Raw genomic sequence first — 23,117 nt, forward strand, 5'->3', positions numbered from 1 at the left:
GGACAAGAGTAAGTGCTGAAGCACGAACTCTTGTCGACAGGAGCTGAAGTCATGTCCTACACGGAGACGATCGGTCCGCGCACGTACCGTTTCGCGGACCTCAAGACCTTGCTCGCCAAGGCGAGCCCGCTGCGCAGCGGCGATCAGCTCGCGGGCGTGGCGGCGGCGAGCGAGGAGGAGCGCGTCGCCGCGAAGATGGCGCTCGCCGACGTGCCGCTCAAGACCTTCCTGAGCGAGGCCCTGGTGCCTTATGAGGAGGACGAAGTTACGCGCCTGATCGTCGATACGCACGACAAGGCGGCGTTCGCGCCGATCTCGCATCTCACGGTGGGCGACTTTCGCAACTGGTTGCTCTCGCCCGAGGCGGACAGCGCGACGCTCGAGCGCGTGGGACCGGGCATCACGCCGGAGATGGCGGCGGCGGTTTCGAAGCTCATGCGCAACCAGGACCTCATTGCGGTGGCGAAGAAGCGGCCCGTGGTCACGCGCTTTCGCAACACAGTGGGGCTGCCCGGTCGCATGTCGGTGCGCCTGCAGCCGAACCATCCCACCGACGACGTGAAGGGCATTGCCGCCTCGATGCTCGACGGTCTCATGTACGGCTGCGGCGACGCGATGATCGGCATCAATCCGGCCACCGACAGCCTCTCCGCCATCGTCAAGCTGCTCTCGATGATCGACGGTTTTCGCGAGCGCTACCGCGTGCCGACGCAATCGTGTGTGCTCACGCACGTCACCAACACGATCGCAGCGGTCGAGAAGGGCGCGCCCGTCGACCTTGTGTTCCAGTCGATTGCGGGCACCGAAAAGGCCAACGCGAGCTTCGGCATCTCGCTCGCGCTGCTCGGCGAGGCACGCGAGGCGGCGCTTTCGCTCAAGCGCGGCACGGTGGGCAACAACCTCATGTACTTCGAGACGGGGCAGGGTAGCGCGCTCTCGGCCAACGCGCATTACGGTGTCGATCAACAGACTTGCGAAGTGCGCGCCTATGCGGTCGCGCGCCGTTTCGAGCCGTTCCTCGTGAACACGGTGGTGGGCTTCATCGGCCCGGAATATCTCTACGACGGCAAGCAGATCATTCGCGCGGGGCTCGAAGACCACTTCTGCGGCAAGTTGTTAGGCGTCCCGATGGGTTGCGACATCTGTTACACGAACCATGCGGAAGCCGATCAGGACGACATGGACACGCTGCTCACGCTGCTGGGCGCGGCGGGCATCAACTTCATCATGGGCATTCCGGGCGCCGACGACGTGATGCTCAACTACCAGAGCACCTCGTTTCACGACGCGCTCTATGTGCGCGATCTGCTCGGCCTGCGGCGCGCGCCCGAGTTCGAGGAGTGGCTGGAGACGATGGAGATTGCCGACGCGAAAGGCGTGCTGTTGCCCACCTCGCCGCGTGTGCCGCTGCTCGCGGGAGCCCAGGAATGGATGGGAAGCGGGATGGGAGTGAGCGCATGAGCGACGCCGTCGAAAAAAATCCGTGGGCCGGCCTCAAGGCGTTCACGAACGCGCGCATCGCGCTGGGCCGCGCGGGCAACGGCCTGCCAACCGCGCCGCTGCTCGCGTTCAATCTCTCGCACGCGCAGGCGCGCGACGCCGTGCATCAGCCGCTCGACGCAGAGGCGCTGCGGCGCGAGCTGGAGGGCGCGGGCTTTGCGACGCTCGGGGTGGCGAGCGCCGCGCCGGACCGAGACCATTATTTGCGGCGCCCCGACCTCGGGCGGCGGCTCTCGGACGAGAGCCGCGCGGCGTTGTCCGACGTGGGCCGCACGAGCCATGAAGGCAAAGAAGGTCCCGACATCGTGTTCGTGGTCGGCGACGGGCTCTCTGCGTTTGCCGCCGCGAAGCAGGCCTTGCCGCTGTTGCAGGCCGTTCGCGAGCGCCTGGACGCCGATTCCGCGGCAGGCCGGGGCTGGCGCGTCGGGCCGGTGGTGGTGGCGCGTCAGGCGCGCGTTGCGCTCGGCGACGAGATCGGCGAGCTGCTGGGTGCGAAGCTCGTGGCGATGCTGATTGGCGAGCGGCCGGGCCTGAGCTCGCCCGACAGCCTGGGCGTGTATCTCACCTGGGCGCCGAAGGTGGGCTGCCACGATGCGATGCGCAACTGCATCTCGAACGTGCGGCCCGAGGGGCTGCCGTACGATGGGGCCGCGCACAAGCTGCACTACCTGCTCACGCATGCGCGGCGGCTCGGGCTGACCGGCGTGGGCCTCAAGGACGACAGCGATGCGCTCCTGCCTGGGGCGCATGAGGCGGAGCGGATCGAATCGGTTTAGGCCCGCCTGCGCGAGCCTGTCGCGAATAGTGCAATCTCGCCCCATGGCGTGACGCACCCCGATTCGTGCGTCGCGCGTGCGTGTTCGCGCCCCTCATTCGCGCCACAATCGTGCGTCAACCTATGGTTGCACCGCATTGGTGTGCACGTGGCGCTGCGCCGATAATGCGCATTTGTTGAACATCGAAGCGAGCGCAGTGCGCCGCCGTTGCGCACCTGTCGCTTGACGCGGAGCGCGCAATGCGCCGCCGCGCGCGCCGCGAGCCATCCCCGCATGGCTGCACGATCTGGCGCGGATATTGCGTCTCCTGCACGGATCGTTTCGACAGACAGGTTGCGCAAGGAGGCACCCCATGGTTCAGAACCCCATGGATCACATGGCCACGCCGTTGGAGCAAACGGCCGAAGACACGCGCCTGAGCGCGCAGGGTGCGCACGCGCCGGCAGGGCACGCCGTGGTGAGCGTCGCGCACGACGCCGATGAACAGGCACGCAATCTCGTCGGCTGGCGGCAGACCTACGACCAGCTCGCGGCGGGCCGCTTCGTCGGCACGCTTACCGAGATTCCGCTCGACACCATGAAGGTGTTCTGCGAGACCACGAGCCACACGCTGCGCCAGGCGTGCGAGGTGCGAGGCGACGCGTACTGGTTCGGCATTCCCGCCGCGCGCGACCGGCAGGCGCGCATCGACGCGCAGCCGTTCGGCGCCCAGGCCTTCGCCGTGCGTCCCGGCAACGTGGAATTCGAACTGGTCACCCCAGCGCAGTTCTCGATTTACGGCGTGGTGGTGCGCGGTGAGGTGCTGCGCCACTACGCGCAGACCGTCGAACGCATGCCGCTCGACGCGCGGCTGCCCGATACCCCCATCGTGCAGGCGGGCGCGGGGCGTCTCGCGCATCTGTGCGGGCTGCTCGCGCAGCGCCTGAGCGATGCGGATGGCACAGCTCATGCGCTTGCGCCGCTCTCGGACTTCGCGCGCAACGACCTGCAGGCCGAATTGCTGGCGGCGCTGTTCGACGCATGCACGGCCGACGACGCCCAGGCGGACGCGGGCCTCGATCAAGCCTCGCGGCGGCGCTGGATCGTCGCGCAGGCGCGCGACTACGTGCTCGCGCACCGCTCCCGGCCGGTGGGCGTGCCCGAGCTTTGCGAGCAATTGCTCGTGAGCCGCCGCACGTTGCAGTACTGCTTTCAGGACGTGCTCGGCATGGCGCCCGCGACCTATCTGCGCGCGCTGCGCCTGAACGGCGCGCGCCGCGACCTGTGCGGGCGCGCGGCTGGTTCGGTGCAGGACGTGGCTGCCGCGTGGGGCTTCTGGCATTTGAGCCAGTTCGCGACGGATTATCGGCGCATGTTCGGCATGCGGCCCTCGGAGGCATTGCGCGCCGCTTGAGCGTGTCAGGCGCCACCGCGCAGAGCGCGGCGCGCGCCTTGCCTCAAGACTCAATCGCGCCCTGCGCACAATTTCATCCGAATACCTGAATATTCGACGGGCGGGCCACGAACTTCCCCGGGCTCGTGCCCGTGAGGCGCCGGAACATCGCGATGAACGCCGACGAAGTCGCATAGCCCAGATCGAGCGCCACGGACTCCACGCTGCGCCCGGCCTGCAGGAGCGGCAACGCGCTCACGAGACGCAGGCGCGCGCGCCACTCGGTCAGCGACATGCCCAGTTCGCGCTGCGCGTGGCGTATCAGCGTGCGTTCGCTCATATGGAAGGCGGCGGCCAGTTCGGCGAGCGGGCGGTTGTCGGCGGGATTGTCGTGGAAGACCTGGAGCACGGCGTTCAACTCGGGGTTGTCCGCGTGGGGCAGATAGCTGCCCGTGGTGGCGCAGGTCGAGAGCAGGTCCACCAGCACGCGCAGCAGGCGCGCGCGCGAAGGCGACTCGCTGCCGTCGTGTCCGGCGGGCGGCAGCGCGCGCAGATGGTCGAGCATCGCACGCACGAGCGGCGAGACCATCATCGCGCAGGTTTGCGCAGGCATCGCAGTGCACAGTTCGCGGCTGATGTAGACCGAGCAGTGCACGGTCTCCGCATGATTGAAGCCGATGTGTTCGGTGCCGGGCGCGATCCACAGGCCCATATGCGGCGGGGCGAGAAAGTACTCCTCGCCGGTCGTGACCTCCGTGATGCCGCTGAACGAATAGACGAACTCGCCCCACGGATGCCGCATCGTTGGATAGCGCGCGTGCGACGGCATGTGCTCGGTGCGGAAATAGACCGGCACGGGCAGCGTGCCGACGAACGGCGGCGGGCTCACGTGCTGCAGCACGTTGCGCGTAGGGGCGGCGGGTGGGCGCGATTTCGGCATGGCGTGAGCGGGCGTGAACAGGCACGAGCAGGTGCGAATGGCGTAAGGCGAGGGGGCGGCGGCGTAGCGGGCTGCGCAGATCGAGCGCCCGGCCGCAGCTTTGACTATGCGCCGGCGGGGAGGGTTCTTCTCAAGGCAGCGAAGAACAATTCCGATTGCAATCGCTCGCTTAGCACCTGATTCGCGACCTTTTGCGCGAGGTCGGCCGTCACGGGCCGCAGCGCGCGCCCGGTCGAGCGTGCGAGCACCTGCAATGCGCAGGCTCGCTCGAGGTAATAGAGATCGTCGAACGCATAATCGATGCGCTCGCCGCACACCACGACGCCATGATTGCCGAGGAAGCCGATGTCCTTGCCCGCCAGCGCATGCGCGATGCGCTCGCCTTCCTCGGGGTCGAGCGCGAGGCCGTTATAGTCGCGGTCCAGCGCGATGCGGCCGTGGTAGCGCATGGCGTTCTGCGAGAGCGTGGTGTCGAGCCCGCAATCTTCGGTGAGCGTGAGGGTCGTGGCATAGGGCATGTGGGTGTGCAGCACGCAGGTCTTGCTGGCGATGCGATGAATCGCGGCGTGGATGAACATGGCCGTTGGCTCCACTTCGTGCCGGCCGGCCACCACGGAACCGGCCGCATCGACGATCACGATATCGTCGCCCTCCACCTCGCTCCACATCAGACCGCGCGGGTTCAGCAGGAACAGGCCGTCCGCGTCGGGAAGCGCCACGCTGAAGTGATTGCAGACGCCCTCGCCCAGACCATAATGCGCCGCCGCGCGCAGCGCGAGCGCGAGATCCGCGCGCAGGACTTCGACGCCTGGATCGTGAAATATGGCTGGAAACTCGTTCATCCTCTCATCTCCTGTTCCGTGCAGCGCTGTTCTCAGGTTTCGCGATGAATCGTTGAAGCCCGGATGCGCCGCTGCACATGCGCGTGGGTGGCTTGCCCGGCTGCATCCAGTGTCGTGGCTTGTGGCGCTGCTGTCCAGCCCTGCCCGGTGCTGGCAGGGCTGGCAAGGCTGTCCTTTGCAGCCGGATACGCCTTATTGAACGCGCGCCGACGTTTGCGCAGCCTGCATCTGCATCTGCATCTGGCGCTGCCGATAGCGCCGGTTCAACCACGACGCCGCAACAACGCAGAGCGCGAGGGCTGCCGTTGCCCCGACCTCCATCCTGTGGTCCTGGCCCACCAGCATCACGGTCAGCACGACGCAGATGAACGCGATGACCGCCCACGTCAGCCACGGAAAGCACCACATCTTCAACTGCGGGCCGTCTTTGGCGATGTCGAGTTTTGCACGCATCCGAAGCTGCGAGACCGCGATGACGAGATAGACGAGCAGCGCGATGGCGCCCGACGTTGCCAGCAAAAAGCTGAACACTTGCTCGGGCACCAGGTAGTTGGCGATCACCGTCAGGAAGCCGAATGCGGTGGAGGCCAGCACCGCCGTGCGCGGCGTGCCCGCCTTGTCGGTTTTGCGCAGCAGCGCGGGCGCATCGTGCCGCACGGACAGCGAATAGATCATGCGCGATGCCGTGTAAAGGGCCGAGTTCAGGCAGCTGGCGACCGACAGCAGCACGACGACGTCGATGATCGCCTTCGCGTTCGGCACGCCGATCAATTCCATGGCGCGCTGATACGAGCCTTGCGACGTCAAGCCGGGATCGGTCCAGGGCACGATCGCCGTGACGATGAAGATCGAGCCGAAATAGAACAATGAAATGCGCCAGATGACCGAGTTGGTGGCGCGCACGATCTGCTGCCGGGGGTTATGCGACTCCGCAGCGGCGATGGTGACGATCTCCGTGCCCATGAAGGAGAACATCGTGGTGAGCATGGCGGCAAAGACGGCGCCGAGCCCGTTCGGCATGAAGCCGCCATATGCCACGAGCCGCGAAGCGCCCGACACGCCGGAATGCGGCAGGAAGCCGAGGATGGCCGCGCCGCCGATGCAGAGAAAGACGATGATCGCGACCACCTTGATCAGCGCGAACCAGAACTCGAATTCGCCGTAGTTCTTGACCGAGAGGAGATTCGTGACGGTCAGGATGAAGGTGATCCCGAGGGCATAGACCCAGGTCGCGATGGAGGGAAACCACGTGTTGAGGATCGTGGCGGCGGCGGTGGCCTCGATCGGGATGACCAGCACCCAGAACCACCAGTACAGCCAGCCGATCGTGAATCCGGCCCAATGGCCGATGGCGTGGTCGGCATAGGTCGAGAACGAGCCGCTGTCGGGCTGCGCCGTGGCCATTTCGCCCAGCATGCGCATGACGAGCACGACGAGCATGCCCGCGAACACATAGGCGAGCAGCGCGGCCGGCCCGGCCTCTGCGATGGCGTGGCCCGAGCCCACGAACAAGCCCGCACCGATCACGCCGCCGATCGACATCATCGTCACGTGACGCTGCTTCAGTCCACTGCTTAGTTTCGTGTCCTTCGATACCTGCATGTCTTCTCCATTGTCAAGCACTTGTGTCCAATACAGCGCACAAAGTCTCGTTCGCACATGAATTGGCGTCAAGGGGCAATCCATGCGCGTTTGATAATGGCGCGGTTTCGCATAAAGAAAATGGCGAGATCGGCATTCTCACGCGTGCACTGCGCGATGAGATCCCATTCACAATGGCTTCGCATAGAACGATCGCGCCATTGTCACGCATTGAAACGACGCCGCCGGCTACGTTGACCAGAGCTTCCGGCAATAACTTCGGAGTGCAGATGTTTTGTGCGCGCGGCGGAGCGGCACGTATCGCCCGCCCGCCGTCTGCAGGGCGGCGTGGCGTTCGTGATCGACATGCAGGCGCTGGCGGAGCTGCTTGCGTTGTTTTTCTGGCGCACGGGAGCGCGAACACCGGCGCGGGGGCGCAGTGCCCGCGCGCGTTACGCGTAGCGCGCGAGAAACATGTCGGCGGCGGCTTGCGCGACTTGCTGCTGCTCGTCTTCGCCCAGCGGCGGCTGGCCCATCGTGATCTGTGGCCAGAACGCAAATGCCTTGACGAGTCCATGCAACTGCTGCGCGGCGAACAGCGGGTCGTCGATGCGCAGGCGGCCGTCGGCGGCCGCGGCGCGGATCCACACAGTCAAATCCTCTTCGCGCTGCCCGAGGCGCGCCACCATGTCCCGCGCGCGCTCGGGCGAGTGGATGCCCGCCCCGATCGCCACACGCGCAAGCGCGAGGAACGATTCGTCGGTCATCAGGCGCAACTTGCGCAGCAAGAGCGCCAGTAGTTGCTCGCGCAGCGGCTGCCCGGCCTGGTACGCGGGCGGTGCGCTGCCCTCGCTCGCGTCCCAGAGCCGATGCAGGATGGCCGCAAACAGCGCCTCCTTGCTCGGGAAGTGGTTGTAGACCGTGCGCTTCGAGACGCTCGCGCGGGCGGCGATGCGGTCCATGCTGGTGAGGTCGTAGCCGGCGGCGAGAAATTCCTCGATGGCCGCCTCGAGAATGGCGGCGCGCTTACGGTCGGTCAGGCGTTGGGGAGTGGCGTTCTGATCCATACAAGAATTTTACACCGAGCAGTTTACTTTTATCCAAAATAAACTACACTTTGGAGTCTACTTTTCTTGCCGGGAGACTCCATGGCATCGATCCCCGATTTTCTCGACCGCATGCTCGGATTCGCCGCCGCGCGCCGCTCGCGCGTCATGTCGGGCGGCTCGCCGCAGCACGACGGCACGCGCTTTCGCAATGTCCGTCCGCGCCCGGTGGAAGGGCTCGCGAAGAGCCTCGGTATTGTCTGGAATGTGCTGTTCAGGAAGCCGCAGGGCACCATGCCGGCGGGCGCGCTGCCCGTCGATGCGCTGAGCCGCGCCGACCTCGAAGCCGCGCCCGACCGCAGCCTCTACCGACTCGGCCATTCCACGCTGCTTCTGAAATTGCGCGGTGAGTACTGGCTCACCGATCCGGTGTTCGGAGAGCGGGCTTCGCCGTTCAAGCGCATGGGGCCGAAGCGTTTTCACGCGCCGCCCATCGCGCTCGAGAACCTGCCGCCGTTGCGCGGCGTGATCCTCTCGCACGATCACTACGACCACCTCGACCGCGAGACCGTGCTCGCGCTCGCCGCCACCACGGGCGTGTTTCTTGCGCCGCTGGGCGTGGGCGACCGGCTGATCGAATGGGGTGTCGACGCGGCGAAAATACGGCAGCTCGACTGGTGGCAGAGCTCCGAGGTGGAAGGTCTGACGTTCACGGCCACGCCCGCGCAGCACTTCTCCGGGCGCAGCCTGTTCGACGGCAACAGCACGCTGTGGGCCTCGTGGGTTATCGCCGATGGCGATCTGCGCGTGTTCTTCAGCGGCGATACGGGCTACTTCGAGGGCTTTCGCGAGATCGGCGAGCGCCTTGGGCCGTTCGACGTGACGCTGATCGAGACCGGCGCTTATGACGCGCAGTGGCCGTATGTGCATATGCAGCCCGAAGAGACGGTGCAGGCACATCTCGACTTGCGCGGCCGCTGGCTCATGCCGATCCACAACGGCACCTTCGATCTGGCGATGCACCGCTGGCAAGAGCCGTTCGAGCGCGTCACGGGACTGGCGCTTGCGCGCGGCGTGGCGCTGGCGACGCCGCGCATGGGCGAGCGGCTCGACCTGGCGGCGCCGCATCGCGGCGAGCGCTGGTGGCGCGAGGTGGCGGGCGAGGCCGTGGCAACAGGCGGACGCGTGCGCGGGTGGCTGTGCCGCGAGGAGGGCGGGGCGAATTCGTGAGGGGGCGCTTGCCCTGGCGTTGCGTGGTTGGAGTTGTTCGGCAGCGCTCTGCGCTGTATGGCCTGGCCGAGCCAGGTTTCCCCAGCCCAAAAACAAAGCCGCCGGCAAGAGCCGGCGGCTTCACGGACCACACGAGTCAGGCGAGCCGTTGAGCAAGCCGTTACGCCTTGATCCCCGGCGAGCGTGCCGGCGTATTGGCCGGCGCGACGGCGGGAACCGGGGCGCGTTGCGCCGGCGCCGCGAGCGCGTGCCTGTACCACGCGTGGAAATGGCGCATGCCGTCCTCGAGCGGCGACTGATACGGCCCGGCGTCGCTCACGCCGCGCCGGGCCAGACGCAGGCGTCCCGCGTCCATGCGCTCGGCAATCTCGTCGTCTTCGATCATCGTTTCCAGATACGCGGCGCGCTGGGCTTCGATGAACTCGCGCTCGAAGGCCGCGATTTCCTCGGGGTAATGGAACTCGATCACGTTGAGCGTTTCTTGCGGCCCCTTCGGATAGAGCGTCGAGACCACTAGCACGTGCGGGTACAGCTCGATCATCTGGGTCGGAAAATACGCGAGCCAGATGGCGCCGAACTCGGGCGCCTCGCCGCCGCGATAGTCGAGCAGGCGGTCGTGCCACGCGCGATACGCCTCCGAGCCCGGTTGCGCAAGCGCCGCATGCACGCCTACGCGCTGCATGCTGTACGTATCGGCGAATTCCCAGTCGAGGTCTTCGCAGGTCACGAAGCGCCCGAGCCCGGGGTGGAACGGCGCGACGTGATAGTCCTCCAGATAGACCTCGATGAAGGTCTTCCAGTTGTAGCGGCAGGTGTGCGTTTCCACGTGGTCGAGCACGTAGCCGGAAAAATCGAACTCGGGCCGCGCGAACACGCTGGCCATGTCGTGCGCCGGATCGCGTGGCCCTTCGTAGAGGAGTCCATGACAATGGCGCAGCGCGAAGCGTTCGAGATTGCGGCAGGGCTTGCGCACGAACTCGGGCGCGCCGATCAGCTCGCCGCGCGCATCGTAGGTCCAGCGGTGCAGCGGGCAGACGATGTTGCCGCCCGTCGCCGCGAGATTGCCGCGCGTGTGTGTGGCGTTCAGGGTTTCGCCACCGTTGCTGCCGTTGTTGCCACCGTTGCTGCCGTTGCTCGTGCCTGGCAGGCCTCCCAGCATCAATGCCTGCCGGTGGCGGCACACGTTGGAGAGCAGTTGCACGCCTTTGGCGCCACACGCATCGCGCACCAGGATGCGGCCGCCTTCGTCCTGCGGCAGGCGCCGCCAGTCGCCGGGCTCCGGCACCGACTGCGCATGCCCCACGTAAAGCGCCGATTGCGCAAAGATGCGCGCCATCTCGCGCTCGAACAGCGCCTCGTCGAAATAGGCGCTGGCGGGCAGTTGCAATGGGCTCGCTGTCGCATCGGCCGGCGGGGCGAGATGCGTCAGGTTGCTGATGTCGTTCATCGATCGATTCCTTTCGGTTGGACGCCATGCGCTTCGAGCACGGCGTCCCGTTCGGCATTCAGTCGCACGATGCGTTCGTGCTTCGCGAGCCGCGGACACGTGCTGCACATTTCGCCGTCGCGGCGGCGGTAGTGGTAGCAGCAGGTCCGGCGTTCGAGCGCGAGCGAGCACGAGCCGTCGCTGCGTGCGAACGCGAAGTAGCCGCCGCAGTCTGCGAGACCGAGCGCGGCAAGCCACTGGCGGCCGAGCGCGTCTACCTGCGCGTGGCTCCACTCGGGCCGCATCTTGCGTGCCGCGAGCAGGGCGGCGAGCACCACGTCGGCTTGTGTCCCGCGCGCCACAGCCGGATTCACGTGGATCACGGGCGTGAGGGCGGCGTAGATCTGGGCGCAGCACGCGGCGATCTCGCGCGCGGCGTGCGCGATCAACCGTTCGGTGTCGCCTGTTGCGGGCGCGTGATCGGGCAGGCGCACCTCGCGCGTCCAGCCTTCGGAAACCGGTTGCGCGAGCGCGGCGAGCGAGAGCACGCGCTGCGCAGCATGCACGCCGATCACGCTCAGATACACGGGCTGCCAAATCAGGATGCCCCAGCAGCGCGAAGCCCAGTAGGCGCGCCCAGCCTCTGGGTAGGCCCGGGACCAGTGCGCGAGCAGGGCATCGAGAGCAGCGCGGTTGCCTTCGTCCGCGCGCGGTGCGGGGCATACGTACACCGGGTCTTGCACGGATCGAGCGCTTGGCGCTTCAGGTTGCGCCAGCACCACGCCGCGCAAGCCCGGCACGAGACGCGCGGCGAGTCGCAGCATGTCCTCCAGTGCGCGGTTCGCCGCCATGCTTATGCTTCTACCGCTTCCACGGCGGCGCGCTTGCCTGCCGCGAGCGACGCCGGTTGCACGTCACGCCTTCCGGCAAGCGGGTTGCGCAGATTGCCCGCCATCTTCAGGTTGCCGGCGGGGTCGGCGAGATTGACCATCTGCAGGTTGTTGCCCAGTTGCAGGCGGTTCAGGCAGGAGTGCAGGAACTCGGGCGCGAACAGGTCGTAATCGGCGAACTTCTGCGCAAGCTCCGGATGCTCGCTCTGGTAGCGCGCGACGCAGCGCGCCACGGCGTTCCAGAATACGTCCTCGCTGCAGCAGCCGTGCTCGACGAGAATCTGGTTCACGTAGCGGAAAAAGCCGTCGAACACGTCGATGAAGATCGCCAGCAGCTTGACGTTCTCGGGCACGTCCACCGCAAGCCGCTTGACGTTCTCGGGCAGCTTCGCGTCTTTATTCAGGATTGCAGATTCTTCCGCGATGTCCTTCATGATCGCGCGCACCGGCACGTGGCTTTCGAGCACGAGAATGAGGTTTTCGCCGTGCGGCATGAACACGAGGTCGTGCGTGTAGAAACAATGCACGAGCGGCGCGAGATACGCCTCCATGTAGCGGTCGAGCCAGGCTTCGGTCTCAAGCCCCGATGCCTCGATGAGCGCGGGCAGCAGCGCGCGGCCGTGGCGGTCCGTGTGCAGCAGCGCGGCCATGGTCATGAGGCGTTGGCCATCGCCGGCGAGCGCGAGTGGGTTCTCGCGCCACAACGCGGAGAACATCTTCTTGTAGGGGCTGTCCGCCTGCACGGCCGCCTCGTAATAGCGGTTGCGAAAGCCCATCGACGCCACTTCGCGCAGGATCGTGAAGCCCTTGCTGCGCAGATACGGGTCGTTCTGAACCATGCCCTTGATGAAGTCGTTGATGGCGGGCGTGCCCGACATGTAGTAGGGCGAGAGGCCGCGCATGAAGCCCATGTTGAGGATCGACAACGACGTCTTCACATAGCGTTTCGAGCGGTCCGAGACGTTGAAGAACGTGCGGATCGACTGCTGCGCGAGATAGCGGTCGTCGCCGTAGCCGAGGCAGATGATGCGGTTCGTCGCCACGTAGGACGCGAACGCAATGGAGAGCTTGTTGAACCACTGCCACGGGTGTGCGGGCATCAGGCGGTAGTCGTCGAAATCGCAGCCGCGCGACTCGACGATGGCCCGGTAGCGCGCGATGGTCGGTGCGCCGAGCTCGTCGTTCATGAGCCGCTCGTAGTCGAGGTCTTCGGCGCAATGAAACGCGGCATTGTCCTTGTGCACGGCGAGCCATATCACCTGGATGGCCGAAGCGGCTTCCGGCGCGAATGCGCGATAGTCGCCAGCGTCGAAGCCCAGCCGTCCGTTGTTGGCGACGAAGCCCGGGTGCCCTTCGCTCATGGCGGTCTCGATGGCCTGGAAGTCCGCGTTCAGCAACTCGGGCGTATCGGGACCCGCCTTCACGGCCTTGTAAGCCGCGCCGTAGAGCGTGCTGCTGATTTCGTCGAGATAGATCGGCAGCATCTCTTCCTTGATGCCAAGGCGCGCTTTCACGTCGAGAATGAACGCGAGCGCATCGAGTGGCTGTTCAGCGCCGTTCTCGGTGCAGACGATCGTCTCCGGGCGGATGCTCCAGTGGCGCAACGCGAGCAAGCGGGCTTCGAACGTGTAAGCGCGCGTGCCGTCGTCGGAATTCAATGCGTAGCGCGCGTAGCCAACGCCTGGTGCATCTCCGGTGCGCAGCGGCTCGACGATGAGTTCATGCGCGTACTCCGCAATGGCCTTGCGCACCAGCATGCGGTTCGCTTCGCGCCAGACTTCGGGTGTGAGATGCGCGGCGGCCTCGCGCGGTGCGAGCTGGACGTGTTGCATAGAAGGTTGGGCGAGGAGTTGGGTCATGGCATGGCGTCCTTTTAGAAGTCCTGTTGAATGGCGGCGTAAAAATCGGCCCGCGTGCAGAATGCGAGCGAAGCAGTCTTTTCGCGGAACGGCACGTCTTTCGCGTAGACGAAGCCCATTGCACGATTGAGCGCATGAATGCGGGTGTTGCGTGCATCGGGTTCCACGACAATGCGCTCGGCGCTCAATTGCTCGAACAGGAACGTCATGAGCGTGCGGAACACGAGGCGTGTGTAGCCGGGCTCGGGCGTCCTGGCCGGCCCCACGAAGAGGTGCATGCCTAGATCGCCCGCGCGCACCGCGTAGTGCTCGCCGGCTTCGTCGTGCGCCGGGTCGTAGCTCTCGAAGAGGAACGCGGGCGCGCCGTGCCGCAGGCCGAGCCAGGCCCGCGCGTGCCCCGAGTCTTCGATGGCACGATAGAACGCGGCCACTTCACGCACGCTCTTCTCGCGCATGTTCCAGAACGCGGCGCGTTCTTCGGCGAACCAGCGCTGGAGCGTGGGCGCGTCGCGCTCCGGCTCGAGCGGGCGGATCTGGAAGGCGTCGAGGCTGGCGCAGTGCGTTTCGCGGCGCACGCGGGAAGCGGTGGGCACGCGGCTGGCGGCGCGCGGCAGCGCTGAATGCAGCGCGATTTCTTCGGCAACGATGTCAGTTCGCACGGGCGGTGACTCCTGAGTCGGTGAGGTCGCGGGAAGGGGCGCATTCGGCGGCCCGGCGTGCTGGATCGGACACGTCGGACGTACCGGCGCGCGGGCGCTCGAGCAGCCAGGCGGCCAGCCACGCGGTGATCAGGAGGCCCGCCGAGGCGATGAAGAACGGCGCGCGCAGTCCGGTCGTATCGACGATCGCGCCCGCCGCGAACGAAGCGAGCAGCACGCCCAGGTTCTGGAAGAAGTTGATGACGCTGTAATCGGCGGCATAGGAGACCGGCGTGCTGAGCGCGAACATCGTCACGTCGAGCTTCACGACGATCTGGAAGAGCGCCCAGCCGAATATCACCCGGCCCGCGACGATAGCGAGCGGCGCCTCCACGCCTTGCAGCAGCATGCCCGCGGTGCACAGCAGCAGGTTCGCGGTCATGTGATTGGGCAGCCGCTTGCCACGCGCGGCAATGCGCTTGTTGATGCGCAGCGCGGCCAGCGCGACCATGCCGGGAATCGCAAAGACGAGGCCGGAGGCGAGCTCGCTCGACGAGCCGGTTACGTCTTGCCAGTACGACGACATGAACGGCCGGATCAGATACACGCAGAAGTCGAACGCGAGCATGAGCAGCGCGAGCCGCAGGATCGGCATGCGCTCGCGCAGGCTGGGGCGGAGCGCATGCGCCTCGGCATCATCGGCATCATTGACCCAGAAGCGGCAGCGCCGCGCGATGCGATGCGTACGGATCAGGTGCATGCAGATCGCCATCTGCACGAAATCGCCGGCGGCCATCGCGAAGATGCAGTGATGCGCGTCCCATACCTGCATGACCAGGCCGCCCGCCACGGCGCCCGCAATCGCGCCGAAATGCACGACCACCGAAAGCACGCCGATGGTGTGCGCATGCGATGCCTTCGCTTCGAGCCGCATCATGTACGGGTACATCAGCAGATAGCTGCTCTTGCACATGAACATCGCGAGCGAGAGCGCCCAGAAGAGCGGCACCGTGGACGCGAAATAGCTTGCGACCGAGAGCACGCCTGCCGCGCATTGCGTGTAGACGAGCAGATGCATGGCGTCGAGGCGCTTTGCAGCGCGTGCCCAGACGGGCAGCGTGAGCATCACGGCGATGGAGATGCACGCCACGTATGCGCCCGCGTGCACGGGGCTCGTCACGCCGTAGCGCGCGGCGAAGAACTGCGGATAGAACGGGATCAGGATCGCGTCGCTGACGACGGCGAAGGTCGTCATCAGGATGATGGTATTGCGCAGATTCATTGCGTCTCCAGCGGCGCTTTCACGAAGGCATCCGTATCGGGCACCGAGAAGTCCTGCAGCGCGATGCGCCGCTCGATCTTGTAGTGCTCCTCGCCGGTCAGCTCGCGCAGAATGCAGGAGTTGCGGTAGCAGCTCATGCCCAGGTCGGGATTGGTGAGGCCGTGGCTGTACAGCCCGGCGTTCTGCACGAAGATGTCGCGTTCGTTCACGTCGATTGCGTAGTTGCGCGAGAGACGATAACGGCCCTTGTCGTCCCAGCGGATGCGCTCGCGTATGCCGTCGATGAAACCGGGCACGTTCTGGCCATAACCGGTTGCGAAGATCGCGCCGTCGGTCGCATGCGTGTACTGCACGCCTTCGTCGCGCTGCACGAAGCGCAACTGGAAACGCGCCTCGTTGCGGTCGTAATGGCAGCCTGTGAGTTCCGAATTGGTGATGAGCCGCGCGGGACTTCCACCGCGGCCCGCGCGGCTGCGCCGGTCGTCGAGCAGGTCGTAGATCTGGTTGATGAGCGAGGCGTTCACGCCCTTGTAGAGGCTGTCCTGCCTCGCGATGATGCCCTCGCGCACATTGTCCGGCAGGTTGTAGAAGTAGTCGATGTAGTCGGGCGAGATCATCTCCAGCGTGAGCTTGGTGTTCTCCATCTGGAAGAAGCGCGGCGAGCGCGTGATCCATGTGAGCGCATAGTCGTGCTCGTCGCACTCTTTGAGCAGATCGTAGAAAATCTCGGCGGCGCTCTGGCCACTGCCGATCACGGCAATCGAACGCTTCTTTTGCAGCTCCCGCTTGCGGGCCACATAGTGCGCGCTATGAATGCAGTGTTCGCGCGCCTCTTCGCAGCACGGCGGCAACTGAGGCACCGAGCCCACGCCGATCACGAGACGCGCCGCGCGATGCACGAACGGCGCACCGGTCCGCACGTGACGTCCGCTCACGACGTAATGACCTTCGCCGCCGTCACCCGCCGTGCGCTCCACGTATTCCACGCGCTCCACCTGCGAGCTGAACGCGATGCTCGAAAGCTGGCGGATCGCCCATTTGCAGTAGCGGTTGTATTCGGCGCGGCTCAGATAGAAGCGCTCGCGAATGTAGTACGCGTAGAGCTTGCCTTCCTGCTTGCAGTAATTGAGGAAGCTGAACGGGCTTTTCGGGTCGGCGAGACTCACGAGGTCCGCGAGAAAGGGGTTTTGCAGCGTGGTGTCGTCGATCAGCATGCCGGGATGCCAGTCGAAGTCCTCGTTGCGTTCGAGGAACAGACCGCGCAGGTCGCGGATCGGCTCGGCAAGACACGCGAGACTCAGGTTGAACGGCCCGAGGCCGATCGCGATGAAGTCGAGCACGCCGGAGCCTGGCGCGGGCCGTGAATGGGCTTTCGATTTGACATTAGGTGTACTCATGATTGAGCTTTCACTCGGGCCGGACAGGACCATGTTGAGGTACCTCATCGATGGACGAAGACGGGAAGGACAGTCACAAAGGCGACACAAGGCACGGGCGCAGGAAACGTCTGCCCGAACCGGCGTCTGAACGATGTAAATGAGAACGATTCGTGTTTGTGGATCATAGAAAACTCGATCGCACATGGCAAGGACGAAACGCGACATCTTGAGGATGACGAACGAGTTGGTTGATCCAGCAGGCATGAAGCCCGATCACCGAACAGGGTCCGGAAAGCCCCAGCGCACCGGCTCGCGAGCGGGATCGACCGCACTGTGCCCGGTGCGTGCCCATGAAGCGCCTTCGGTCGCTTTTTTATGAAAAATCTTCATATGAAAGACCCTGCGGCTGTCGGGGAGATTGACACGACGCTGGGCAAGTCAACCTGACGAACTGATGCGAGACGCTTTCAAAAGGCGAAAGGCTTTGCTAAGATGCCGCCCGATACGTAATGAGAATGAGTCGTATTTATATTTCGGGGCGAGAGGCGCCCCCCAACTCTGGCCGATATGAAGAACCAACACACCACACGCCATACGGGGCGCAGGCTCCACCGTCCAGTGCGGATTGCCGCCTGGCTTGCGTTTGCCGCCGCGGCCCAGTCCGCCTTTGCCCAAGCCTCAGCCGGCGAGGGCGCCGCTGCGCAGGCGAAGCCCACGAGTGGCGCGAGCGCCGCGACCCCCGCTGGGACCGCCTCAGGCACGGCATCGTCGGCCGCCGAGCAGTCGCTGCCCGCCGTGAAGGTGAGCGCCGCCGCCGAGACCGACTCGCCGTTGCATCTGGAAACGCCGGTTTCGAACGGCGCGCTCGGCACGCGCTCGCAGCTCGACACACCGTTCTCGACCACGGTGGTCACGGGCGAGGATCTCGCCGACCGCCAGGCGAACAAGCTCGGCGACGTGTTTGCCGGCGACGCCTCGGTCACGGACAACAGCAACGCCTATAGCGCGTGGGCGACCTACATCACGATACGCGGCCTGCCCATCGACTGGCAGAACGGCTTTCGCATCGACGGCAATCCGTTCATTTCGTACGGCATCACCATGCCCTACGAGAATCTGGAGCGCGTCGAGCTGCTCAAGGGCCTCGGCGGCTTCATGTACGGCTTCGCGCAGCCGGGCGGCGTGGTCAATTACGTCACGAAGAAGCCGGAAAAGGATCCGGTCACGAGCCTCGACCTCGGCTATCGGATGGATGGCGTGCTCTCCCAGCACGTCGACCTGAGCCGCCGCTTCGGCCCCGATGGCATGTTCGGCGCGCGCATCAACTACACGCACGAGGCGGGCAAGACCTACAACGCGGGCGACATCAACCGCAACTCGCTGGCGCTCGCGCTCGACGGGCAGCTCACGCGCGACCTGCAGGTCTACTTCAACGCGATCTATCAGCAAAGCCGTTCGAGCGGACAGACGCCGGCCATCTACACCGGCAGCTACACGGCCTCGAGCCTGCCCGCGACGATCAGCGGCGGCACCAACTCGCTCGCCGGCACCGACCAGCATCTGAACACCAACCTGCAGCTCTACACGGCCGGCGTCAAATACCAGATTGCGCCGGACTGGACCTTCAATACCTCGGCGAGCTACAGCAAGTCGACGCGCGACCGCAACGAGAGCACGCTCACGCTGCTCGACCAGGCGGGCAATTACACCGACAACCGCTGGAACGGTGACGAAGGCCATCAGGACATCTACTGGCAGGGCACCTTCGAAGGCAAGGTGAAGACCGGGCCGCTCACGCATCAACTGGTGTTCGGCGCGGCGGTGCAGCGTCAGACCAACGACTACGGCACGGCGGCGGGCACGGTCATGATGAAGCTCGGCGAGGGCAATCTTTACGAGCCCAACCCGTTTCGCTACTACTCGGGCAGCGGCCTGCAGAAGTACCGCGCGAGCGAGATCAACCAGAAGTCGCTGTTCGTGAGCGACACGGTGGAGCTAACGAGCCGCTGGTCGGTGCTCGCGGGCCTTCGTTATACGAATTACGATCAGGAGTCCTTTGCGGAGTCCGGGGCGACCACGTCGGCGTATGGGCAGAACGGCGTTGTCACGCCAACCTTCGCGCTCATGTACAAGCTCGAGCCGCAAACCACGCTCTATGCGAGCTATGTGGAGTCGCTTGAGCCGGGGCAGATCGTTTCGGATATCTATGCGAATGGCGGGTCGGTGCTGCGCCCGCTGCGCTCGCGCCAGTACGAAGTTGGCATCAAGAGCGAGCACGCGCGCTGGAGCGCGAACGCGGCGCTGTTCCGCATCGAGCGCGGCGCGAGTTACGCGAACAGCCAGAACGTGCTTACGCAGGATGGCGATTCGATTTATGAAGGTATCGAGGCGGGCGGCAGCGTGAGCCTTGGGCGCAGCTGGCAGGTATCGGGCGACGTCATGCTGCTCGATACGTGGTACGCGAAGGGGCAGCAGTATAACGGCCAGCGCGTGGCTGGTGCGCCGCAGTTCGTGGCGGCGGGGCGTGTGACCTACGACGTGCCGTTTGTGCCGGGCCTGCGGTTGGGCGCTGACGCGAAGTACACGGGTAACACCGAAGTGCGTCCGGCCGGTAACCTGGAGACAGGCGGCTATATGCTCGTGAATGTGGGTGCGAACTATGTGACGCGCATTGGTGGGCATGATGTGACGCTGCGTGCCGCTATCGATAACATTACGAATCGCCGGTACTGGATGTTCCAGTACGATAACTATATCGCGCCGGGCGATCCGCGTACCGTGAGCTTGAATGCGAAGATTGATTTTTAAGTGAGGGTGGGGAGGGATGGAGTTTGGGTGGGGCGCTGGGCGCGTGGGCCTTTCCTTGTTTTCATGTAGGTATATTAGTGTTGCCCCTGTGCGGGGCGGCACCTACTTTTCTTTGCAGCCGCAAAGAAAAGTAGGCAAAAGAAAGCGGCTCACACCGCCAGTGTGACGCTGTCCCCCACTGCCCTGTAAATCAGAGTGGCTCCGGGGCATCCGTCACCTCGCACACTCCGCGTTAGTGACAAGGGGCTCATCCGTCCCGCCGCGCGCTACGCGCGGGCGGAAGGGTATGCAAGGAAAACCGCGCGTGCTGCGGGCGAATGCGCGATAGTAGTGCCGAGCAAATACACTGGATTCCTACTAAAACGCGTGCGCCCAACCGGTTTTGGTTATGCCCCACGGCGCGCGGAGCGCCGCCGGATGAATGAGCCCTTAGTCACTCCGGCGGACGGCGAGTGGTGACAGACGCCCCGGAGCCACTTCGATATAAGGTTAGTGGTCCACTGCGTCACACTGGCGGTTTGAGCGGCTTTCTTTTGCCTACTTTTCTTTGCCGCTGCAAAGAAAAGTAGGTGCCGCCCCGCACAGGGGTAACGCCAATAGACCGACATGAAATCAAGGAAAGGCCAACACTCAAAACCAGCAACCAGCAGTAAACTGAGCGCCCGACACCGGGCCGACCAGGCCCAAAAAAACCTCCCCTCAAAAGCCGCGCCGAACGGCAATCGTAGCGCCCGTGCTATGCGAATGCAGAATCGCGACGCGCGCCGTGGCGGAAAACACCCATTCGTCGACGGTCAGCGAGAGCCGCCGCTGGGGTTGCGCACCAATCGTCAAAATGGTGTCCGGCAACTGGGTGATCGCGAGTGCCGGCGCAGGCGGCCCGCCCAGATGGAGATCGCTTGAGGTCTGCTGCTGCGCCACGCCTGGCGTTGGAGGCGCTTTCCCGGCGCCGAGCCGGAAGTCATGGGTGACCTGGGCACTATAGAAGTTCGTCAGTTGCGTATCGAAGGGGGCGTGCTGTTGCGCCTGATACTGGAACTCATAACGCTGCAACCAGGTTTGAGGCCCAGGAATGGACGGGACGATCTCCATGGGTGCGGGCGCGATACTCGCGACCGTCATCTCTTCTGGCGCGTCCCCGAGCGGGCCGTCCGCGAGCGCATACCCGCTCAGCAGGAGACATATTGCGCCGACAATCCTTTCGTTCAGGCACGCCATGGACATGCCTCCAATGCGGGCCGCGCAGGTAAGGAATGGAAACGTCACGCTACCGGATGTTATGTCCGGACCGACCGCCTGGGCGGCTGCAATTGCCATCTCACATCTCAAACATTTTAGACAGTCAATCACGACGTGCCGTGCAAATCTATGCGGGCGCGCACATAGGGCAATTGGCGCACGAACAACGTGGCGCGCAGTTGCATCACTGGCGGTCTGTCGCTATCGGTTGTCAGTTTTGAGCTATATGACTTGAACGTGACGCGGGAATACTACGCCGGTCAAGAATGAAACTCGGCGGGGCCGGAATGAGAAAGCATGTGGATGGCGCGGCAATCGCCATCATGGTGACGCTGTGCCTGATCTGGGGTTTTCAGCAGGTGGCGATCAAGTCGGTGGCGGGCGACATCACGCCCATGATGCAGGTGGGCGTGCGCTCGGGCGGCGCGGCGGTGCTCGTCTGGCTGTTCAACCGGCTGATTGCGCGCGAGCGCTGGCTGCCCGGCGTCGCGTTGCGCTCCGGGCTCGTGGTGGGCGTGCTGTTCGCGTTCGAATTCCTGTTCGTGGCCGAAGCGCTGCGCTGGACCAACGCCTCGCACGTGGCCGTGCTGCTCTACACCGCGCCCATGTTCGCGGCCATCGGCCTGCATCTGAAGCTGCCCGACGAGCGTCTCGCCCGCCTCCAGTGGGCCGGCATCGGCCTCGCGTTCGCGGGCGTCGCCGTCGCGTTTCTCGGCCCGGCGCTCGTGGGCGGGGGCCGCGCGGCGGGCGCCAACTGGCTGCTTGGTGATTTCATGGCCCTGTGCGGCGGCGCGGCGTGGGGCATGACCACGGTGGTCGTGCGCACCACCCGCTTGAGCGAGGCGCCCGCCACGCAGACGCTCTTTTATCAGCTCGCGTGCGCCTTCGTCCTGCTGGTGCCGTTTGCGTTCGCCACCGGCCAGACCACGTTTCACGGCACGCCGCTCGCGCTCGTGAGCCTCGTCTTCCAGACCACCGTGGTGGCTTTCGTGAGCTACCTCGTCTGGTTCTGGCTGCTGCGGCGCTACTTTGCGGCGCGCCTTGGCGTGCTTTCGTTCATGACGCCGCTCTTCGGCGTGGCGATGGGCGTGCTGCTGCTGCACGAACAGGTCGACGCCGCCTTTCTCGCGGGCTCGGCACTCGTGCTAGTGGGTCTTTTGATCGTGAACGGCCAGGCGTGGCTGCGCCAGCTGTTCGTGCGCGGCGCCCGCGCGGAGGGCGGTGCGGGCATCTGAGCCTTGTGGCCGGGAATACCCGGGGGAGCGTGGGCAGGTCCGGTACGCGCTATGCCGAAATCGTCATTGCCGTTGAGCCGTTCGAACAAGACGGCCAGACGGGCGAGACCTACGATTGTCGGCATGAAAACCCTCACCGTAATCGACTCCCATACCGGCGGCGAGCCCACGCGGCTCGTGACCGAAGGCGGCCCCGAGCTGGGCCGCGGCCCGCTCAGTGAGCGGCTCGAAATCTTCCGCCGCGACTTCGACCGCATGCGCGCCGGCATCGTGAACGAGCCGCGCGGCTCGGACGTGATGGTCGGTGCGCTGTTGTGCGAGCCGCACGACCCGGGCTGCTCGGCGGGCGTGATCTTCTTCAACAACGTGGGCTTTCTCGGCATGTGCGGGCACGGCACGATCGGCCTGATCGTGTCGCTCGCGCATCTGGGGCGCATCGCGCCGGGCGTGCACCGCATCGAAACACCCGTGGGCGAAGTCGAGGCCGAATTGCACGCGGACCACAGCGTGACGGTGCGCAACGTGCCCGCGTACCGCTATCGCCAGGGCGTGCCGCTCGACGTGCCCGGCCTCGGGCGCATCCATGGCGACATCGCCTGGGGCGGCAACTGGTTCTTCCTCGTCTCCGATCACGGTCAGCAGCTCGAATTCGCCAATGTGGAGTCGCTCACGCAAACGTCGTGGGCCATCCGCCAGGCGCTCGAAGCCAACGGCATCACGGGCGAAGGCGGCGCGCTGATCGACCATATCGAGCTGTTCGCCGATTCCGACAAGGCCGGCGTTGACAGCCGCAACTTCGTGCTGTGCCCCGGCAAGGCCTACGACCGCTCGCCGTGCGGCACGGGCACGAGCGCGAAAGTCGCGTGCCTCGCGGCCGACGGCCTGCTCGCGCCGGGCGCGAAATGGCGCCAGGAGAGCATCGTTGGCAGCGTGTTCGAGGCGCAATACGAAACCGGCGCGGACCTCGCACCCGGCTACGTGCGCCCGAGCATTCGCGGCACGGCGCACTTGAGTGCCGAGTCCAAACTGATCTTCAGCGACGACGATCCCTTCGCCTGGGGCATTTGCGCGTGA

Annotated in this window: 18 protein-coding genes; 7 read left to right on the forward strand and 11 right to left on the reverse strand. The window is 65.4% G+C overall.

Going from position 1 to position 23,117, the window contains the following annotated elements; genetic code table 11:
* The first annotated feature begins 51 nt into the window (after positions 1 to 51).
* From EYW47_RS36400 to EYW47_RS36410, 3 genes are all read left to right on the forward strand, one after another.
* Positions 52 to 1,461: an ethanolamine ammonia-lyase subunit EutB gene (locus tag EYW47_RS36400; protein ID WP_133199648.1), complete on the forward strand. Its 1,410-nt coding sequence runs from the start codon at positions 52 to 54 to the stop codon at positions 1,459 to 1,461.
* On the forward strand, positions 1,458 to 2,276 hold the full coding sequence (eutC, locus tag EYW47_RS36405) for an ethanolamine ammonia-lyase subunit EutC (protein WP_133199649.1): 819 nt from the start codon (positions 1,458 to 1,460) through the stop codon (positions 2,274 to 2,276). Before EYW47_RS36400 ends, eutC begins: the two co-directional genes overlap by 4 nt.
* Before the next feature lie 367 nt (positions 2,277 to 2,643).
* Positions 2,644 to 3,669, forward strand: a complete 1,026-nt coding sequence (locus tag EYW47_RS36410; RefSeq protein WP_133199673.1) for a helix-turn-helix domain-containing protein — start codon at positions 2,644 to 2,646, stop codon at positions 3,667 to 3,669.
* Between the two features lie 73 nt (positions 3,670 to 3,742).
* Here EYW47_RS36410 and EYW47_RS36415 read toward each other — a convergent pair whose 3' ends face one another.
* The 4 genes from EYW47_RS36415 to EYW47_RS36430 all read right to left on the reverse strand — a co-directional run bounded on the left by EYW47_RS36415 (position 3,743) and on the right by EYW47_RS36430 (position 8,078).
* Positions 3,743 to 4,588 carry an AraC family transcriptional regulator gene (locus tag EYW47_RS36415; protein ID WP_133199650.1) on the reverse strand — a complete coding sequence of 282 codons (846 nt, stop codon included), beginning with the start codon at positions 4,586 to 4,588 and terminating at the stop codon, positions 3,743 to 3,745.
* A gap of 104 nt (positions 4,589 to 4,692) precedes the next feature.
* A complete protein-coding gene (locus EYW47_RS36420; RefSeq protein WP_133199651.1) occupies positions 4,693 to 5,430 on the reverse strand; it encodes an aldolase in 738 nt (245 codons plus the stop codon).
* A gap of 192 nt (positions 5,431 to 5,622) precedes the next feature.
* Positions 5,623 to 7,032 carry a GABA permease gene (gene gabP / locus EYW47_RS36425; protein WP_133199652.1) on the reverse strand — a complete coding sequence of 470 codons (1,410 nt, stop codon included), beginning with the start codon at positions 7,030 to 7,032 and terminating at the stop codon, positions 5,623 to 5,625.
* 431 nt (positions 7,033 to 7,463) lie between these two features.
* A complete protein-coding gene (locus EYW47_RS36430; RefSeq protein ID WP_133199653.1) occupies positions 7,464 to 8,078 on the reverse strand; it encodes a TetR/AcrR family transcriptional regulator in 615 nt (204 codons plus the stop codon).
* A gap of 81 nt (positions 8,079 to 8,159) precedes the next feature.
* On the opposite strand from EYW47_RS36430, the gene EYW47_RS36435 reads away from it, so the two are divergent.
* Positions 8,160 to 9,287 (forward strand): MBL fold metallo-hydrolase, encoded by a 1,128-nt coding sequence (locus EYW47_RS36435; RefSeq protein ID WP_133199654.1) that lies wholly within the window; start codon positions 8,160 to 8,162, stop codon positions 9,285 to 9,287.
* Positions 9,288 to 9,447: 160 nt separating this feature from the next.
* Here the strand turns inward: EYW47_RS36435 and EYW47_RS36440 are convergent, their stop codons facing one another.
* From EYW47_RS36440 to EYW47_RS36465, 6 genes are read right to left on the reverse strand one after another with little or no spacing between them, the layout of a single operon-like run.
* Positions 9,448 to 10,734, reverse strand: a complete 1,287-nt coding sequence (locus EYW47_RS36440) for an aromatic ring-hydroxylating oxygenase subunit alpha (protein ID WP_133199655.1) — start codon at positions 10,732 to 10,734, stop codon at positions 9,448 to 9,450.
* Positions 10,731 to 11,564 (reverse strand): siderophore ferric iron reductase, encoded by an 834-nt coding sequence (locus tag EYW47_RS36445; RefSeq protein WP_133199656.1) that lies wholly within the window; start codon positions 11,562 to 11,564, stop codon positions 10,731 to 10,733. Before EYW47_RS36445 ends, EYW47_RS36440 begins: the two co-directional genes overlap by 4 nt.
* A gap of 2 nt (positions 11,565 to 11,566) precedes the next feature.
* Positions 11,567 to 13,462, reverse strand: coding sequence for an IucA/IucC family protein (locus EYW47_RS36450; protein ID WP_133199657.1), 1,896 nt, complete (start codon positions 13,460 to 13,462; stop codon positions 11,567 to 11,569).
* 14 nt (positions 13,463 to 13,476) lie between these two features.
* Complete coding sequence (locus tag EYW47_RS36455) at positions 13,477 to 14,121, reverse strand: GNAT family N-acetyltransferase (RefSeq protein ID WP_133199658.1); 645 nt, start codon at positions 14,119 to 14,121, stop codon at positions 13,477 to 13,479.
* The gene (locus EYW47_RS36460; protein WP_133199659.1) at positions 14,111 to 15,382 is read right to left on the reverse strand and encodes an MFS transporter; all 1,272 of its coding nucleotides are present in this window, start codon (positions 15,380 to 15,382) and stop codon (positions 14,111 to 14,113) included. The genes EYW47_RS36455 and EYW47_RS36460 overlap by 11 nt, the downstream gene beginning before the upstream one ends.
* On the reverse strand, positions 15,379 to 16,779 hold the full coding sequence (locus EYW47_RS36465; protein ID WP_133199660.1) for a lysine N(6)-hydroxylase/L-ornithine N(5)-oxygenase family protein: 1,401 nt from the start codon (positions 16,777 to 16,779) through the stop codon (positions 15,379 to 15,381). Before EYW47_RS36465 ends, EYW47_RS36460 begins: the two co-directional genes overlap by 4 nt.
* 549 nt (positions 16,780 to 17,328) lie before the next feature.
* Between EYW47_RS36465 and EYW47_RS36470 the strand changes: the two genes are divergently transcribed.
* Positions 17,329 to 19,569 carry a TonB-dependent siderophore receptor gene (locus EYW47_RS36470; protein WP_240764068.1) on the forward strand — a complete coding sequence of 747 codons (2,241 nt, stop codon included), beginning with the start codon at positions 17,329 to 17,331 and terminating at the stop codon, positions 19,567 to 19,569.
* A gap of 699 nt (positions 19,570 to 20,268) precedes the next feature.
* Here the strand turns inward: EYW47_RS36470 and EYW47_RS36475 are convergent.
* A complete protein-coding gene (locus EYW47_RS36475; RefSeq protein ID WP_133199661.1) occupies positions 20,269 to 20,787 on the reverse strand; it encodes a hypothetical protein in 519 nt (172 codons plus the stop codon).
* 308 nt (positions 20,788 to 21,095) lie between these two features.
* On the opposite strand from EYW47_RS36475, the gene EYW47_RS36480 reads away from it, so the two are divergent.
* Both EYW47_RS36480 and EYW47_RS36485 read left to right on the forward strand, forming a co-directional pair.
* Positions 21,096 to 22,043 (forward strand): DMT family transporter, encoded by a 948-nt coding sequence (locus EYW47_RS36480; protein WP_133199662.1) that lies wholly within the window; start codon positions 21,096 to 21,098, stop codon positions 22,041 to 22,043.
* A 114-nt stretch (positions 22,044 to 22,157) separates the two neighbouring features.
* Positions 22,158 to 23,117, forward strand: a complete 960-nt coding sequence (locus tag EYW47_RS36485) for a 4-hydroxyproline epimerase (protein ID WP_133199675.1) — start codon at positions 22,158 to 22,160, stop codon at positions 23,115 to 23,117.

It is taken from the genome of Paraburkholderia silviterrae (assembly GCF_004353915.1).
Taxonomy (GTDB): domain Bacteria; phylum Pseudomonadota; class Gammaproteobacteria; order Burkholderiales; family Burkholderiaceae; genus Paraburkholderia; species Paraburkholderia silviterrae.